Origin of the sequence: Methylotenera sp., assembly GCF_029945705.1 — a bacterium.
Taxonomy (GTDB): domain Bacteria; phylum Pseudomonadota; class Gammaproteobacteria; order Burkholderiales; family Methylophilaceae; genus Methylotenera.
In genome coordinates, this window is record NZ_JAQSDC010000004.1 from 214,607 (window position 1) to 231,775 (window position 17,169).

Here is a 17,169-nt window from a genome sequence, read left to right on the forward strand (position 1 = left end):
ACTTGTGCAATATACGCTTTAAATTTGTTGTATATTAAGGAGCAAACATCATGAGTATAAGCACCGTATTTATTAATAATCGTACACAAGCAGTGCGCTTGCCAGCCGATGTACGCCTGCCTGAAGATGTAAAACAAGTCACGGTGCGTGCTATTGGCAAAGAGCGTGTAATCGCACCGCTGCAATCAAGTTGGGATAGCTTTTTTACAAACTCAGCTCAAGCCACCGATGACTTTATGCAAAACCGCGCCACGCAGGCGCAAGCTAAGCGCGAGGCGCTAGAGTGATTCAATTTTTACTTGACACCAATATTGTCATCTACGTCATTAAGCGGCGACCTATTGAAGTGTTAAATGTCTTCAATGAAAATGCTAGCCGCATGGCAATTTCTAGCATTACTTTGGCAGAGTTGATTCATGGCGCAGAAAAAAGTAGCAAGCCTGCCTACAATCATGCCGTGGTTGAAGACTTTTGCAGCCGGCTAGATGTATTGCCTTATACCGCAAAAGCGGCTTTTCACTACGGCAGCATACGTGCCGCATTAGAAAAATCAGGGCAAACCATAGGTGTAAATGATTTACACATCGCCGCCCATGCGCGTAGCGAAGGCTTGGTGTTAGTAACAAATAATTTACGAGAGTTTGAAAGAGTGCCAGCCTTGCAGCTACAAAATTGGGTAGAAACTTAATAATTACCAAACGCACTCAGCCTATAGCCAGCGGTGATGCACAAGTATTTGTAAGTATCTAAAAACACGATAAGTGATATTGAGTTGAAAACTGTTAAAATCGCTTATTCGATAAAGTAATGAGAAATATAAATGACTGAACAAAACGAAGTGCCAAGTGTAGACGAAAACCACGTAATCGCGGAGCGTCGTGAAAAGCTAAAATCTATTCGTGAAGCCGCTAAAGAAGGTAACGGCGTAGCGTTTCCTAATGATTTTAAGCCGCAACATAAAGCAGCTGATTTAATTGCAGCCTATGCTAATCAAGAAAATGAAGCGTTTGAAGCGACACCGGTCAACGTTGTAGTGGCTGGTCGTATGATGTTGAAGCGCGTGATGGGTAAAGCCAGCTTTGCGACTATTCAAGACGGTAGTGGCGCAAATGCTGGTAGCCGTATTCAGCTTTATGTTGCCAAAGACATGATTAGCGAAGAAGTCTACGAGCAATTCAAACATTGGGATTTGGGCGATTTTTTAGGTGCGACTGGCCATTTGTTTAAAACTAAAACAGGCGAGCTTTCAATTAAAGTCACTGAAATCCGTTTGCTGACAAAATCTTTGCGCCCATTACCAGAAAAATTCCACGGTTTGCAAGATCAAGAAGTGAAGTATCGTCAACGTTACGTTGATTTAATTACCTCAGAAGAAACACGTGCAACTTTTGTGGCGCGCAGCAAAGTGGTTTCTGCCATTCGTAACTTTATGATTCAAAATGAATTCTTAGAAGTTGAAACGCCAATGTTGCACCCAATTCCAGGGGGAGCTTCAGCTAAGCCATTCATTACGCATCACAATGCTTTGGATATGCAAATGTATATGCGTATCGCCCCAGAGCTGTATTTAAAACGCCTAGTTGTGGGCGGTTTTGAACGTGTGTTTGAAGTAAACCGTAACTTCCGTAACGAAGGCTTAAGCGTCCGTCATAATCCAGAATTTACGATGATGGAGTTTTATGCGGCTTATACCGACTACCAATGGTTGATGGACTTTACTGAAAACTGTATTCGTACCGCAGCTATCGCAGCACGTGGCACCGCGGTGTTGGAATATCAAGGTCGCGAGCTAGATTTAAGCAAACCATTTCAACGCTTAACTATTGTGGGCGCAATTCAAAAATACGCACCGCAGTACACGCTTGAGCAGTTAAATGATGCAACGTTCTTGCGTGCAGAAATACTCAAACATGGTACAAAACCTTTTGACCATGCAGGTTTAGGCGCATTGCAATTAGCTTTATTTGAAGAAACTGCTGAAAGCCAATTGTGGGAGCCAACTTATATTATTGATTATCCAGTTGAAGTTTCACCATTGGCGCGTGCATCTGACAAGAACCCAGAAATCACGGAGCGTTTTGAGCTATTTGTAACTGGTCGCGAAATTGCCAATGGTTTCAGTGAGTTGAATGACGCTGAAGACCAAGCGGCACGTTTTCATGCGCAAATGAAAGCTAAAGAAGCAGGCGACCATGAAGCCATGTTCTATGATGCAGACTTTATTCGCGCTTTAGAATACGGCATGCCACCAGCAGGCGGTTGCGGTATTGGTATTGATCGTTTAGTGATGATGATTACCGACAGCGCAAGTATCCGTGATGTGATTTTGTTCCCACACATGCGCGCTGAAAGTTAGCATTATGTAGGAGCGGCTTGTAGCCGCGAACAACCCAAGCAACAAATTTCAGTGGGCAGGATGTCTCTGCATTCGGGGCTGTAAGCCCCTCCTACCAAAACATAAAAAACGCCTATTAGTGAAATCTAATAGGCGTTTTTTATTGTTGTAAAAGCGCAACGCTTCTGTTGTTAGTAGACTACTTATTAGTTCTTTGTCATCAAATTGTCATAAAAAAATAACAAACTGCTCGTGTTGAAAAAATACATTGATGCAGTTAATTTTATGAAGGAGTTTTTGATGAATTTTAAATTACGTAACATAGTAGCAGCAACGCTAGCTGGCTCAGCTCTAATGAGCTTTGGTACAAGCGCAATGGCTGACTCTACATTTGACCTTGTACAGGCATTGGTTTCAAAAGGCGTGCTCACTGAAGAGGAAGCGTTGCCTTTGTTAAAAGGTCGTGAAAACGACATTCAATTAGCTGATAAAAAAGTTAAAAAAGCTGCAAAACTTGGTATGTCAGATGCTATTGATAATGCTACTGTTTATGGTGATATTCGCGTACGTTATGAAGATCGTAGTGGTACAGGTGCTACTACAGGGGCGGATGTTGATGAAACTAGAGAAAGAGCTCGTTATAAATTAACGCTAGGTGTTAAAACTGAATCGGGTGACTGGTATACAGACTTAGCGTTAGCGATGGGCGCAAATGGCCGTTCAGATAATGCTACATTTGGTAAATCAGCTACAACAAATATTAATGATAAAGAAACAGTGTTTGTTAAACGTGCTATGGTTGGTTACAAAGCTACTGATTGGTTAGCGATTGAAGCAGGTCGTATGAATAACCCGCTTTATACAACACCTATGGTGTGGGATGCAGATTTAAACTTTGAAGGCTTAGCTGAAAAAGTTAATTACAAAATGAATTTTGCAGACTTATTCTTCACTGCAGCTCAAGCACAATACCAAGGTGATAGAAAAGATTTTAGTACTACAGGCGATACAATAACTACTGAATTATTTGCATTCCAAGGTGGTGGTAGATACCTTTTTAATGACACAACTTCAGCAAAAGCAGCTTTAACTTATACAACATACAGCCACAACACTAGCAATTCAACTTTTAAACCAGGCATTGGTACTGACGGCGCTGGTGCTGCTACTGTTCCAGGCGCTGTTAATGCTGCTGGTACAGCGTTTGTTCCTGCCGTTGCCGCAAAGCCAGGTTATGCAATTGCTGCTTCTGGTGTAAATGATTTAGATACAATCGAAATTCCAGCTGAAGTTAACTTCATGGCAAATAGTAGTATTGGTGTTCGTTTATTTGGTGATTATGTTTACAACACCAACGCGGATGACCGTGCAAAGCATTCTGGGTTAGCTGCAGCGGCTAACGGTTCAGAAGGTAGTGATGATTCCGCTTGGATGTTGGGCGTTATGGTTGGTTCTGCAAATGATTTTAAATCCTTTGAAGCTAACAAAATGGTTAAAGGTGATTGGTCTGCGCGTATTTGGTACCAAGATGTTGGTGTTTGGTCAGTTGACCCTAATGCAGTTGACTCAGACTTCATGGATTCACGAGTGAATATGAAAGGTACAACCTTTAAAGCACAATACAACTTCACTGATAATGTTTTCGCAAACTTTGCTTACGGACATGCAACACGTAAAAATAACACTTTCGGTGCCGCTGGTGCTGCTAGTGACTTAGCATTAAACTTAAAGGACTTTGATTTAGTTCAGTTGGATTTAACATACAAATTCTAATTAGTAGTTTTAGTTAGTTAAGTATATAAGAGCCCGCTCAATCAGCGGGCTTTTTTCATTCCAATCAATACCCTAAGGCATCTCTCAAAAAGCACAATCAGGTATAATTCGCGTACTTAGTTTTGAAAGGTAAACCGCATGTACCAACACCCATTACTTAATCGCGATAAAATGTCTCCACAAGAGGCGTTGGATATTCTGATTGAAGGTAATCATCGCTTTACTCACAACCAAACTTCAAAAAAAGACTATCAGTCTTTAATTGAAATTACGAAAGATAAGCAACATCCATTTACTTCATTTTTAAGTTGCAGTGATTCTCGCGCACCTGTTGAGCTGTTGTTTGATCAAGCTTTGGGTGATGTGTTTAGTGTGCGTTTAGCGGGAAATATAGCCTCAGATAAAGGCATTGGCAGCTTAGAGTTCGCCAGTAAATACTTAGGCTCTAAACTCATTGTTGTGCTTGGACATACCAGTTGTGGTGCGATAAAAGCCGCTTGTGATAATTTTAGAGAAGGTCATATTGGCGAAATTATTAATCACATTCGTCCAGCCGTGCGCCAAGAGAAAACGGTGCTGGAATCGCGTGATTCAAGTAATGAGGATTTTTTGGCTAAAGTATGCGAGCAGAATGTTAGAGTGCAAATTAATCAAATTTTGCACAGCAGCGACATTATTGAAGATATGCTCAACGAGAAGAAAATAGGCCTGATTGGCGGCGTTTACGATATATCTACAGGCCACGTAAACTTTCTAGAAGATACCTTAAAACTCTAAAATATTTTGCATGAACAAAAATTTATTAGAATATAAAATGAGTCATCAAAATACGTCATTCTCGTTGTCACGGGAATGACGGGAGTTTGGTAGTTTTACTCAAAACAGCGCATTGAATGGACTAGTGGAAAGTGCACCTTAAATTTTTAAGGTGCTAAACGGAGGTAGCCTAGCGATGGCCTTCTTTCGCCATATTGATTGAGTACTTCGGTATTTCAACCACTAAGTCCTCTGTACCGACAAGCGCTTGGCAAGATAAGCGCGAGTTAGGTTCTAAGCCCCAGGCTTTATCCAGTAAGTCATCTTCTTGATCATCCGATGGATTGAGCGATTTAAAGCCTTCGCGCACAATCACATGGCAAGTAGTACAGGCACAGGCTTGGTCGCAGGCATGGTCTATATCAATATGATTGTTTAGCAGTACATCACATATCGACTCACCTGTTTTAGCTTCAATGGCTGCACCATCTGGGCAGAGCTCAACATGAGGCAGTATGATTATTTGTGGCATTTACAATTCCTTTTTTTGTAGGAGGCACGTCCTCGTGCCGATTACGTGTTCAAGTGTTTCACTGCTATTTCGCGACGAGGACGTCGCTCCTAGAGGTTAATTGAGTCTAAATTTTTACCCGCCAGTGCATGGCTCACGCTGGCATTCATGCGTGCTGCGGCAAATGCTTCGGTTGCATGGTTTAAAGCATCTACGGCTTTGTTAATGGCGTCAGCATCTACGGCTTGGCTTACCGTTTGCAGATTCTGTATTTCAGTTTCTATTGTTTGCTTTTCCTGATCACTAATTAGATGGCTATCGGCAGCTAATGCAAGTGTGACTGAGTTAATAATGGCACCTGCTGACACACGCGCTTCAGCTAACATGCGCGCTGTTTTGTCAGCTTCTGCACTGCCAAATGATGATTTGAGCATATGCGTGATTTCATCCTCGCTCAATCCATAAGAAGGTTTGACTACTACGTGCGCTTCAACACCATTGGTTTGTTCGTGAGCGCTGACTGAAAGTAAGCCATCAGCATCTACCTGAAAAGTCACGCGTATGCGAGCAGCGCCAGCAGCCATGGGTGGAATGCCGCGTAGCTCAAAACGCGCTAACGAACGACAATCTGCGACCAGTTCACGCTCGCCTTGCACTACCTGTATGCTCATGGCGGTTTGACCATCTTTGTAGGTGGTGAAGTCTTGTGCGCGTGCCACTGGCAATGTGCTATTACGAGGGATAATTCGTTCTACCAAACCGCCCATGGTTTCTAAGCCTAGGGAAAGTGGCGTCACATCTAACAGCAGTAAATCATCTTCACTGCGATTGCCTACTAATGCATTGGCTTGAATCGCGGCACCAAGTGCAACTACTTTGTCTGGGTCTAAATTAGTCAGCGGCGTTTGTTTAAAGTACTCTTCAACTGCTTGTCTTACTTGTGGCATACGTGTGGCACCGCCCACTAGCACCACGCCTTTAATATCTTCTAGTATTAGGTTGGCATCACGCATGGCTTTGCGAGTAGGTGCAAGCGTTTTAATCACTAGTTGCTGCGTGAACTCTACAAATTGAGTTGCGCTGAGCGTGACATCAACTAAGACACCATTACTTAAACGGCAGACAATTTGTGCTTCATGGTTATCTGTTAACCATTCTTTTGCTTGACGCGCTTTGGTCAGTAGCAAGCGTGTGTCATTTTCACTTAGCGGATTAAAGTTACTGGTACTTTCTCTAATTCTATCTAGTACCCAGCAATAAATGCGGTGGTCAAAATCATCGCCACCAAGTGCAGAATCACCATTGGTCGCAAGCACCTCAAACACACCTTTAGTGAGCTTGAGTATTGAAACATCAAACGTACCGCCACCTAAATCATAAATGACAAAAGTGCCTTCTGCCGAATTGTCCAAGCCATAAGCTACCGCAGCAGCAGTAGGTTCATTGAGTAGTCGTAGTACATTGAGTCCAGCCAAGCGTGCTGCGTCTTTTGTGGCTTGGCGCTGTGCGTCGTCAAAGTAGGCTGGCACGGTAATCACTACGCCCATTAAGTCGCCGCCCAGCGACTTTTCAGCACGAGCTTTAAGCGTCTTTAGGATTTCAGCAGAGATTTCTACTGGTGTTTTTAAACCAGCGCGGGTTTGAATTTGTAATAGTTTGGTGGAGTTAGCGCTATCTACAAAGTTGTATGGAATGTGCGCTCTATCTGCAATATCTTTTAGACTGCGCCCCATAAAACGTTTGGCTGAGGCAATAGTATTGACTGGATCGGCACTTTGTTGAGCTTGTGCATCATGTCCAACGACTACTTCACCTTCTGGCATATAACGTACCACAGAAGGAAGCAGCGCGTGGCCATGCTCATCTTGCAATACGGTAGCCATGCCACTTTTAACAGTAGCTACTAGAGAGTTTGTAGTGCCTAAGTCTATGCCCACTGCCAACTTGTGTTGATGTGGAGCGGCACTCATGCCAGGTTCGGATATTTGCAGTAATGCCATTAGGTAAGTGCCGTCTATTTATTACTATTTTAAATGTCTATTTGTTCAATTGCGCGATTAATGTCTTCAGACACTTTGTCGATAAAAATCAGTTTGCGAGTAGCGTCAGTGGCAGTAATGTAATCTTTTTGCGCATCTAGCAAACTGACTAAACTCTCTTGCAAGCTTTTTGCTTCTAATCGAATTTCAGCAAGTAAATTATCTAAAGCGCCTATATCTTTAGCCGATACTGCATCTTCCGTTGCTTCTCGCCATTCCATCTGCTGCATTAAAAAGTCCATCGGCATGGCGGTATTAGTTTCACTAATCGCAGTGATGCCTTGCAATTCTAATAGGTATTTAGCGCGATTAGCTGGACTTTTAAGGCATAGATAAGCTTCATTTGCCAGCGTTGCTTGTTGCATAGCCGTTAGCTTTTCTGTCGCTGATGCCGTGACAAATCTGTCTGGATGAGACTCAGATTGTATCTTGCGGAAATTGCTTTCTAGTGTGGCTAATTCAATGTTGAAAATTGGTTCAAGTCCAAATAACTCAAAGTAATTCAGACTCACACTGTAAAGCTTTCACCGCAACCACACTCGTCTTTTACGTTGGGATTGTTAAACTTAAAGCCTTCATTTAAGCCTTCTTTGGTAAAGTCTAATTCTGTACCATCGATGTAAACAAGGCTCTTAGGGTCAACAATCACTTTAACGCCGTTACTTTCAAACGCGGTGTCTTCTGGATGCATCTCATCGACAAACTCCAGTGTATACGCCATGCCTGAACAGCCTGTGGTTTTAACACCCAAACGTAAACCAATGCCTTTGCCACGATTGGCAAGGAATTTTTCTACGCGGTTAGCCGCGGTTTCTGTCAGTGATATTGCCATATTTAAAACTCCTGTTTTGGTAGGAGGCACGCCCTCGTGCCGATTGTAACCGCCCCTACAGTGACGCATTTATCGCGACGGGGCGTCGCTCCTACAGTGAAAATCAAGCAGTCTCTTTCGCAGCTTGTTTTGCTTTAATATCGGCTACAGCCGCTTTAATTGCGTCTTCAGCCAATACAGAACAGTGAATTTTTACAGGCGGCAAGGCTAATTCTTCAGCGATTTCTGAATTCTTAATCGCATAAGCTTCATCAATGGTACGGCCTTTAAGCCACTCTGTTACCAAAGAGCTTGAGGCAATTGCTGAACCACAACCGTAAGTTTTGAATTTAGCATCTTCAATTATGCCGCTATCATTTACTTTAATCATTAACTTCATTACATCGCCACACGCTGGCGCACCGACCATGCCAGTACCTACATTGGGATCGTTTTTATCTAACGTACCAACATTACGTGGGTTTTCATAATGATCTAAAACTTTATCTGAATATGCCATTTTACTTCTCCTATGCGCTTAAAATAATTCGCAAACTCATCGTTGACTGCACCTTGTCGTACTATTCGTACTGTCTTCGGTTTGTCGCCTTGATTTTGCTTCTTATTTTAACCGTTGTTATGTCTCAAATTGTCGCAAAAAATCTAATGAGCAGCCCACTGCACTTTACTTAGATCAATTCCATCTTTAAACATTTCCCAAAGTGGGGATAATTCTCTTAATTTATCAATTTTACTTTTCATTAATTCAATCGTGTAATCAACATCGTCTTCAGTCGTGAAGCGACCAATGGAGAAGCGAATTGAACTGTGTGCTAACTCATCTGATCGGCCTAAAGCACGTAATACGTAGCTTGGCTCTAAGCTGGCAGAGGTACATGCAGAACCGCTTGAAACAGCAATGCCTTTTACAGCCATAATTAGAGATTCACCTTCCACATAATTGAAACTGATATTCAAGTTATGAGGGACGCGGTGTTCTAAATCACCATTCACGTAAACTTCTTCCATGGTTTCTAGGCCATGTAACAATTTATCGCTTAAGCGGCGAATGCGTGCATTTTCTAAATCCATTTCTTCGCGAGCAATTCTAAATGCTTCGCCCATACCAACGATTTGGTGAGTAGCTAATGTACCTGAACGCATACCACGCTCGTGTCCACCACCATGCATTTGCGCCTCAATACGAATGCGCGGTTTGCGACGAACATACAAAGCGCCAATTCCTTTTGGGCCGTAAGTTTTATGCGCACAAAAGCTCATTAAATCGACAGGTAGTTTATCTAAATCAATGTGCACTTTGCCTGTTGCTTGGGCAGCATCTACATGAAAAATCACGCCATTTTCACGGCATATATTGCCGATTGCAGTAATGTCTTGAATCACACCGATTTCATTGTTGACTAACATTACAGAAGCTAACACTGTGTCTGGACGAATCGCTGCTTTAAATTTTTCTAAATCTACTAGGCCGTTTGGTTCTGGCTCTAAGAATGTAGCTTCAAAACCTTGGCGCTCAAGTTCACGTACTGGGTCAATCACCGCTTTGTGTTCTGTTGCTACGGTAATGATATGTTTACCTTTACCGCTGTAAAAATTAGCAGCACCTTTAATCGCAAGGTTGTTAGATTCAGTCGCACCGGATGTCCACACAATTTCGCGCGGATCTGCACCCACTAATTTGGCGACTTCTTCACGTGCGTTTTCAACCGCTTTTTCAGCAGTCCAACCGTAGGGATGGCTACGTGAAGCTGGGTTACCGAAATCTTCCGTGAGGTATGGAATCATTTTTGCGGCAACGCGCGGATCAACAGGTGTAGTAGCTGAATAATCCAAATAAATTGGATGCATGCTGTCTTCTGCGTGTTTTGAAACTGGCATTTCTAGTGAAGCTGACATTCTTTCATTTATCCTTACATTTTATTAAATCGGTTTGGGTGTTATCAGCCAGATAAAACCTGACCAATAAATCCTTAATTAAGCGGCTATCGCCGTCAATTGTTTTAATCTCAATATTTCATTATTCAATGTGGCTAAAAAGCTCGCCACTTGTGCTGCGGTATTATGTGCACCAAAACTAACTCTTACTGCGCCACGCGCTACATCTGCAGGTACGCCCATTGCCAAAAGTACATGACTAGGCTCAGTGCTGTCGCTAGAGCAAGCCGAGCCGCTGGCAACTGCATAGCCTTTACGATCTAAGGCCATGACCAGCGTTTCCCCTTCAATGTTGTCAATCGCAAAAAAACTGGTATTCGGTATGCGTGCTACTTGCTTGCCAAAGATGCTGACGTTTAACTCTTGTAAGCCTTGCTCAAGCTGACTGCGTAAGGCGGTAGTGTGAGCCGCAAAATTCGCACGATTGCTGATGGCTAACTCACAGGCTGCGCCAAAACCGACAATTGCCGCAACGTTTTCTGTGCCGCTGCGTAAACCTTTTTCTTGCCCACCACCATGCAATAGTGGCTGTATATCCAATTTTTTATCTACTACTAGCGCAGCTGCACCTTGCGGACCATGAATTTTATGGCTGGAAATCGTCATAGCATTTACATTCAAATCTGCAAAATTCAGATCAATTTTCCCAAGTGCTTGTACCGCATCTGTATGCATGAATGCGCCTGCGCTTCGAGCCGCTTCAGCAATAGCGCTTAGCTCTTGTATAACACCTGTTTCATTGTTTGCTAACATGACTGAAACCAAGCCAGTTGGCGTGTTTAACTGTAATTTAAATTTATCTAAATCTACTTTCCCGTTTGCATCGACCATAATTTTTTGGCTGACATAACCATGTTGTTGCATCGCTATTGCTGGTCGAGTCACACATGGATGCTCAATTGCGCTTGTTAAAATTTGTCGTGCAATTGCCGCTGTTTTAATTGCGCCAATACCTTTTACAGCAAAATTATTAGCTTCTGTGCCGCATGAAGTAAATACTACTTGCGAGGTATAAGCACCACAGGCTTCAGCGACTTGAGCTCTTGCATGTTCTACGGCATCACGAGCTGAGCGACCAAAAACATGGCGGCTAGTTGGATTGCCTGCTTGGTTTGTCATCCAAGGTAACATGGCTTCCAATACGCTATTATCAAGCGCAGTAGTCGCATTATGATCAAAATAGATGTTGGCCATGACTAAAGTATCGCGAGTGCTAAACGACCGCAGACTCGATAACTGAACCTTTTTGGCTACAAGCACCGTTAGTGCGCGGCATAATGGTGACTTTTTTATCTGAAGTCTGTGACGCAACCATGTCGGCCAAGCTCACGCCAGCAAGGTAATCTAAAATCTTGGTGTTTAACGTAGACCACAAGTCGTGCGTCATGCAGCGACCTTCATCCTTGCAGTTTTCCTGACCACCGCAGTGCGTTGCATCAATTTGCTCATCTACGGCATTAATAATTTCAGCTACTGAAATATCCGCGTAATTTTTTGCAAGCTTGTATCCGCCACCAGGTCCGCGAACACTGTTCACCAAGCCTTGACGACGTAAGCGGCTGAACAACTGCTCTAAGTATGAAAGTGAAATGCTTTGACGTTCACTTATGCCAGCAAGCGTAACGGGCTTAATTTCGTTCGGTTGGCTACCAGCAAGCTTCTGCTCGCTATTGGCTAGCGCCTCATGCAAGGCTAAATCTAGCATTGCAGTCACAGCAAAACGACCTTTTGTTGTCAGTTTCATTAGTTAATGGCACCTATATAATTACAGGCAATTTTATAATACCTGATAACTTTAGTCAACTATTAGGCCATTTAAGTTCACTCGTTTTCACAACTCATATTTAAGTAGCTTAACAATCCAAATGTTAAGCTACTTTCATTTAGGCCTAGCTGCTTTTCTAGCTTAATCCTTTAGATTATTTTGCTTGGAGGCTTTGCTTTTTACTGGTTGATTGACATCAAATGCCGTAGCGACCTTGGTATCGCTAGTTTCATCATTGCTGAGCGCTTGTAGCTGCAATGTTAATTCAGCTAATTTGGCATCTTGCGCAACGTTATGTTCTAAAAGAATCTGCAGCGCTTTACACATCGCTTCATGATTAAACTTATCATTATCGTCAATCACTGCATAAGCCGTGAAGCTGGCGTTTTTGTTAGCTTCTTCTTTATTGGCTTTTTCTTCTTCTAAAATCCGTGCTGGTATACCAACGGCTGTGGCATTAGCAGGCACATTTTTTACTACAACTGCATTTGAGCCGATTTTCGCGCCAGCACCTACTGTAATCGGGCCGAGTACTTTTGCACCAGCGCCAATCACAACGCCATTTTCAAGCGTCGGGTGACGTTTGCCTTTGTTCCAAGAAGTGCCGCCAAGTGTTACGCCGTGGTAAAGCGTACAGTCATCACCAATTACCGCTGTTTCACCAACGACTACGCCCATGCCATGATCGATAAATACACGGCGGCCGATAGTGGCGCCAGGATGAATCTCAATGCCAGTGAGCCAACGAGCTAGGTGCGAATTGAAGCGCGCAAGCCAATATAAGCGTTGCTTCCATAGCCAATGCGATAAGCGGTGCATGAGCAACGCATGTACGCCAGGGTAGGTGGTGAGTATTTCCCAATGAGTGCGCGCCGCAGGGTCGCGCTCGAACACGATGGAGATGTCTTCTTTTAGGTGATTAAACATGGCGATATTATGCCATAACTTGCAATGTCGATTGCTTTAAAAGGGATGAGCATGCAGGTTTGATTAATTTTTGATGAATCATATCTAGCTAAGGTTAGATTAATACTTGGTATGTTTTTTGGGTTCTATCGTCAACGTTAGAATGCCTCTAAGCAAGTTCACTTCTTCTTTTTCAAGCTTGGCGCGGGCGTAAATGCGACGAATACGTTCGCTAAGTTTTTTTGGTGCGTTGGGGTTGAGGTAACCAATTTTAATGAGTGTATCTTCTAAGTGTGCATACAAACCTTCTAATGCTTCATTGGTGGCATATTCGGTAGGTGTGCTTTCATCAAGCTTGCCTTCAAGCACCGCCATGCGCATTTCGTAACACATCACTTGTACCGCGGCGGCCAGATTGAGTGAGGAATATTCAGGATTAGCTGGAATCATGGCAAGTAATTGGCAGCAATCTAGCTCTGCGTTCGACAGACCACTCATCTCTGTGCCAAATACCAAAGCAATAGGCTGCGAAGCGGCTATTTTACTGCCTCGCAGAGCAGCTTCGCGCACATTCACAAGCTCGTGTGAAATTTGACGTTTGCGTGCACTCATGCCAATGGCTAGCACGCAACCTTGCAGAGCTTCGCTTAAAGTTTCAGTCACGATTGCATTTTCGAGTAAGTCTGCAGCGCCAGTTGAAAGAGCTGTGGCATGAGCGTCTGGAAACTTATCTGGTTTTACTAAATATAAATGCTTTAACCCCATGGTTTTCATCGCGCGTGCGGCGGAGCCAATATTCCCTGGATGACTTGTTTGGCATAGCACAACGCGGACGTTGTGTAAGGGTTCAGATTTTGCTGAGTCTGATTTTATTATGTCTAATTTTGCTGTCATGAAATATCACCATTAAAGTGTCATTTTATCATTCTAAACTCTGCGCTATATGGATTTTGAACATTTAAATCTTCCGCATGGTCATGATTAATAATTGATGGTTAAATCTTAACTAATTAGAACTTAACTGGTTAGAACCTAATTACAGCAAAAGCATTGTAAAAATTAAATTGTTTAAATGTTAAAGGTATACTGAGACATGGTTCATGCAAATAGTTAGTCATAAAACGATGAAGAAACATATTATTTTATTAAGCCTTGCGATGCTAATGCTCTCAAGTACCTTGTTTATTAATCAGGTATTTGCAGCTGACTCTCTGATTAGAGCAAGCAATGTGGCGGTGGTCGTCAATACGGCTAATGCGAATAGTTTAGCTGTCGGTCAGTATTATCTAAAAGCGCGTGGCATTCCGCCGAGTAATCTTATTCAAGTCAATATTCCTGGAAATCCTAAAAAACTCACGCTTGAGCAGTTTAATCAGCTTAAGCACTCTATTGATGAAAAGCTAAAACCAGAGATGCAGGTTATCTTGTTGGTTTGGACAGCGCCCTATGCGGTGGAGTGCAACGCAATTACCTCTGCACTGACTTTAGGTTTTGATGTGCAGCAGTGCAAAAAAACTTGCGACCCTGGGAAAATGAGCCCTTATTTTGATAGCGCCACGACTCAGCCTGCTGATGCGGGTTTAAGGCTGTCGATGTTAATGCCAACTGAGTCGGTAGATGAGGCAAAAGCATTGATTGATCGCGGTGTATTAAGTGGCTTTATGATGAATGAAGCGAGCGCTTATTATTTAAATACCTCAGATAAGCTGCGCAGCTCTAGAGCTGAGTTTTTCCCAAAATCCATGCAGATTCCAGAAAGAAAGTTGCGGATACAAACCTTACAATTAAACGCCATTGAAAATATGAAAGACATCATGGTGTATGAAACGGGTCTCGCGCAGGTGCCAAAGCTGGAAACGCTAGGTTTTATGCCTGGCGCACTTGCTGACCATTTAACTTCGTTTGGTGGTGACTTGCTTGGAGGCGGTCAAATGAGTAGTTTGAAGTGGCTGCAAGCGGGTGCTACTGCTAGCTATGGCACAGTGTCAGAGCCTTGTAATTACTGGCAAAAATTCCCTAATCCAACCGTGCTGCTTGCGCATTATCTTTCAGGTGAAAGCGCCGTGGAGGCTTATTGGAAAAGCGTTGCATGGCCTGCGCAAGGTTTATTTATTGGCGAGCCGTTAGCTAATCCGTACTGCACCACTTGCAGAATGCTGCAGAATATTCAGTAAGGTTTTTGAGTTATTTGGATTAGACACATAGGATTCCTTTGCAACGACTTAATATGCAACCACTTCATTTAGTACTCAAATCGCGTGTGCCCCAAGTCACGATAACCAAGCTGATTATTGCGGCAAACATTTTGGTTTTTGTGGCGATGCTGACAAAAGGCGCAGGTTTTTGGCATTCACCCAATGCCATTCAGCTCGCTTGGGGGGCTAATTTCGGCCCTGCGACGCAAGACGGTGAATGGTGGCGTTTGGGCACGGCGATGTTTTTGCATTTTGGCGTCATTCATCTAATAGTGAATGTTTGGTCATTGTGGGATGCAGGGCAGTTGGTTGAGCGCATGTATGGTCATCTTCGATTTGCTGGCATCTATGTGCTGAGTGGATTGACTGGCAACTTGGTATCACTGGTTATTCAAGGTAACTCAGCAGTGTCTGGCGGTGCGTCGGGCGCTATTTTTGGCGTTTACGGTGCGCTACTGACATTTCTTTGGCGTGAGCGACAGTCGCTGGCGCGGCATGAGTTTCGTTGGCTGTTTTGGGGCGCATCGGTGTTTTCAGTGGCGACCATCGTATTTGGTTTTATTGTGCCAGGTATTGATAACTCTGCCCACATAGGCGGCTTTTTGACAGGTGTTGTCAGCAGTATCTTGCTTTCGCAATCCATCGAAGTTAAACCCGTGTCGCGCAATGCTAGGCTATTAGCTGGCAGCGCCATTGTGTTCGCTTGTGTGATTCTGGTGATAAATATTCCAGCGCCTAAATATCGTTGGAGCGATGAGTTGCTATTGCGTAAGAAGGTGGATGAGTTTTTATTAAAAGATCAGGCTATTAATCGTTCCTGGCTGCAAATTATGCACGAAGGTAGCAAAGGTGAAGCCACATTTGACTCTTTAGCCGAGCATATAGACGAGGCGATTAGCGAGCCTTATGAACAAAGTTTTGAGCAATTGTCACAATTGCCTAATGACCCTGCATTGCCTTCAGCCGCAAAACTGCAAAACATATTGCAATATGTTGAAAAAAGAAAGTCTGAGTCACAAGTGTTGGCAGATAAAATGCGAAGCAAGCCGATTATGCAATTGCCGCAACCTTAAATACTTGTTTCAGCAAAAACTTTAAATTGCTTTAGTCCGCATAGTTCATGGCAATTGGTAAACATGTTCATTGGTGAATAAGCGAAAAAGTATTAAAATGCTGACTTATCAGTTCTTTAACATGACTTTAACGCTTGAGTCATTGAAGTTTAAGTAATGGCCAAGCCACATTTAGCCTAAATTTTATTCAATACAGGTTAAAGCAACAGACTACCAACAAAGATTCGAGAAAATATGCATCCTATGTTATCCAATGCAGTGAAAGCTGCACGCCGCGCTGGCAATATTATTACACGTGCCTCTGAAGACGTAGGCTCACTTAAAATTCAAACCAAAACATACAATGACTTTGTCACTGAAGTAGATAAAGCCGCAGAGAATGCCATTATCGACATGCTGAAAGATTTGTATCCAACGCACGGATTTTTGGGTGAAGAAAGCGGCGAATCGAATTCTGAGTCTGATTTCATTTGGATTATTGATCCTTTAGATGGCACCACCAACTTTTTACATGGTATGCCGCAATATTGCATCTCAATCGCTTTGCAAGAGCGTGGCGTATTGACGCACGCTGTGGTGTATGACCCAAATCGCAACGACCTATTTACTGCAACCAAAGGTCGCGGCGCATTCTTAAATGACAAGCGCATTCGCGTATCTCAGCGTACTAAGCTGCAAGATACCATTATCGGTACAGGCTTTCCGTTCCGTGATTTCACACATCTAGATACTTACATGGATATGTTGAAAGACATGATTAAAAAAACTACGGGGATTCGTCGCCCAGGATCTGCTGCGCTAGATTTAGCCTACGTGGCAGCCGGTTGGTACGATGGTTTTTGGGAAATCGATTTATCCACTTGGGATATCGCCGCAGGCGGTTTAATCGTGCAAGAAGCGGGCGGCATTGTGGGCGATTTCGAGGGGAATGAATCTTGGCTCAAAACAGGTAATATCGTTGCGGCTAACCCAAAAGTATTCTCACAAATGTTACAAACCTTGAGCCCACATTTAACTGAAGATTTGAAGACTCCTAAAGAAAAATGATA

Annotated in this window: 18 protein-coding genes; 8 read left to right on the plus strand and 10 right to left on the minus strand. The window is 43.2% G+C overall.

The annotated features are described in order from the left end of the window. Positions 1-50: 50 nt before the first annotated feature. The 5 genes from vapB (at position 51) to PSU78_RS01990 (ending at position 4,885) form a co-directional block, all read left to right on the plus strand. Positions 51-287, plus strand: coding sequence for a type II toxin-antitoxin system VapB family antitoxin (gene vapB, locus PSU78_RS01970; RefSeq protein WP_300383424.1), 237 nt, complete (start codon positions 51-53; stop codon positions 285-287). After that, positions 284-688: a type II toxin-antitoxin system VapC family toxin gene (locus PSU78_RS01975; RefSeq protein WP_300383426.1), complete on the plus strand. Its 405-nt coding sequence runs from the start codon at positions 284-286 to the stop codon at positions 686-688. Before vapB ends, PSU78_RS01975 begins: the two co-directional genes overlap by 4 nt. Positions 689-820: 132 nt before the next feature. Further along, positions 821-2,356: a lysine--tRNA ligase gene (gene lysS / locus PSU78_RS01980; RefSeq protein WP_300383429.1), complete on the plus strand. Its 1,536-nt coding sequence runs from the start codon at positions 821-823 to the stop codon at positions 2,354-2,356. A gap of 279 nt (positions 2,357-2,635) precedes the next feature. Next, positions 2,636-4,108, plus strand: coding sequence for a putative porin (locus tag PSU78_RS01985; RefSeq protein ID WP_300383432.1), 1,473 nt, complete (start codon positions 2,636-2,638; stop codon positions 4,106-4,108). 138 nt (positions 4,109-4,246) lie between these two features. Continuing rightward, positions 4,247-4,885: a carbonic anhydrase gene (locus tag PSU78_RS01990; protein WP_300383435.1), complete on the plus strand. Its 639-nt coding sequence runs from the start codon at positions 4,247-4,249 to the stop codon at positions 4,883-4,885. A 169-nt stretch (positions 4,886-5,054) separates the two neighbouring features. Here PSU78_RS01990 and fdx read toward each other — a convergent pair whose 3' ends face one another. The 10 genes from fdx to PSU78_RS02040 all read right to left on the minus strand — a co-directional run bounded on the left by fdx (position 5,055) and on the right by PSU78_RS02040 (position 13,746). Further along, on the minus strand, positions 5,055-5,396 hold the full coding sequence (gene fdx / locus PSU78_RS01995; protein WP_300383437.1) for an ISC system 2Fe-2S type ferredoxin: 342 nt from the start codon (positions 5,394-5,396) through the stop codon (positions 5,055-5,057). A gap of 89 nt (positions 5,397-5,485) precedes the next feature. Further along, the gene (gene hscA, locus PSU78_RS02000; protein WP_300383440.1) at positions 5,486-7,375 is read right to left on the minus strand and encodes a Fe-S protein assembly chaperone HscA; all 1,890 of its coding nucleotides are present in this window, start codon (positions 7,373-7,375) and stop codon (positions 5,486-5,488) included. A 29-nt stretch (positions 7,376-7,404) separates the two neighbouring features. Then, positions 7,405-7,926: a Fe-S protein assembly co-chaperone HscB gene (gene hscB / locus PSU78_RS02005; RefSeq protein ID WP_300383442.1), complete on the minus strand. Its 522-nt coding sequence runs from the start codon at positions 7,924-7,926 to the stop codon at positions 7,405-7,407. Then, positions 7,923-8,246: an iron-sulfur cluster assembly protein IscA gene (iscA, locus tag PSU78_RS02010; RefSeq protein ID WP_300383445.1), complete on the minus strand. Its 324-nt coding sequence runs from the start codon at positions 8,244-8,246 to the stop codon at positions 7,923-7,925. Before iscA ends, hscB begins: the two co-directional genes overlap by 4 nt. Before the next feature lie 103 nt (positions 8,247-8,349). Further along, positions 8,350-8,745 (minus strand): Fe-S cluster assembly scaffold IscU, encoded by a 396-nt coding sequence (iscU, locus tag PSU78_RS02015; RefSeq protein WP_300383448.1) that lies wholly within the window; start codon positions 8,743-8,745, stop codon positions 8,350-8,352. A 143-nt stretch (positions 8,746-8,888) separates the two neighbouring features. Then, positions 8,889-10,142, minus strand: coding sequence for an IscS subfamily cysteine desulfurase (locus tag PSU78_RS02020; protein WP_300383451.1), 1,254 nt, complete (start codon positions 10,140-10,142; stop codon positions 8,889-8,891). A gap of 78 nt (positions 10,143-10,220) precedes the next feature. Beyond that, positions 10,221-11,375 (minus strand): cysteine desulfurase family protein, encoded by a 1,155-nt coding sequence (locus PSU78_RS02025; RefSeq protein WP_300383454.1) that lies wholly within the window; start codon positions 11,373-11,375, stop codon positions 10,221-10,223. 19 nt (positions 11,376-11,394) lie between these two features. Beyond that, positions 11,395-11,925 (minus strand): Rrf2 family transcriptional regulator, encoded by a 531-nt coding sequence (locus PSU78_RS02030; protein ID WP_300383457.1) that lies wholly within the window; start codon positions 11,923-11,925, stop codon positions 11,395-11,397. 162 nt (positions 11,926-12,087) lie between these two features. Then, complete coding sequence (gene cysE, locus PSU78_RS02035) at positions 12,088-12,873, minus strand: serine O-acetyltransferase (protein WP_300383460.1); 786 nt, start codon at positions 12,871-12,873, stop codon at positions 12,088-12,090. A gap of 99 nt (positions 12,874-12,972) precedes the next feature. Further along, positions 12,973-13,746 (minus strand): RNA methyltransferase, encoded by a 774-nt coding sequence (locus tag PSU78_RS02040; RefSeq protein WP_300383463.1) that lies wholly within the window; start codon positions 13,744-13,746, stop codon positions 12,973-12,975. Between the two features lie 230 nt (positions 13,747-13,976). Here PSU78_RS02040 and PSU78_RS02045 point away from each other — a divergent pair, with 230 nt between their 5' ends. The 3 genes from PSU78_RS02045 to PSU78_RS02055 all read left to right on the plus strand — a co-directional run bounded on the left by PSU78_RS02045 (position 13,977) and on the right by PSU78_RS02055 (position 17,167). Continuing rightward, complete coding sequence (locus PSU78_RS02045) at positions 13,977-15,026, plus strand: TIGR03790 family protein (RefSeq protein WP_300383466.1); 1,050 nt, start codon at positions 13,977-13,979, stop codon at positions 15,024-15,026. A 53-nt stretch (positions 15,027-15,079) separates the two neighbouring features. After that, positions 15,080-16,120, plus strand: coding sequence for a rhomboid family intramembrane serine protease (locus PSU78_RS02050; protein WP_300383469.1), 1,041 nt, complete (start codon positions 15,080-15,082; stop codon positions 16,118-16,120). 234 nt (positions 16,121-16,354) lie between these two features. Next, complete coding sequence (locus tag PSU78_RS02055) at positions 16,355-17,167, plus strand: inositol monophosphatase family protein (protein WP_300383472.1); 813 nt, start codon at positions 16,355-16,357, stop codon at positions 17,165-17,167. The last annotated feature ends 2 nt before the right edge of the window (positions 17,168-17,169 follow it).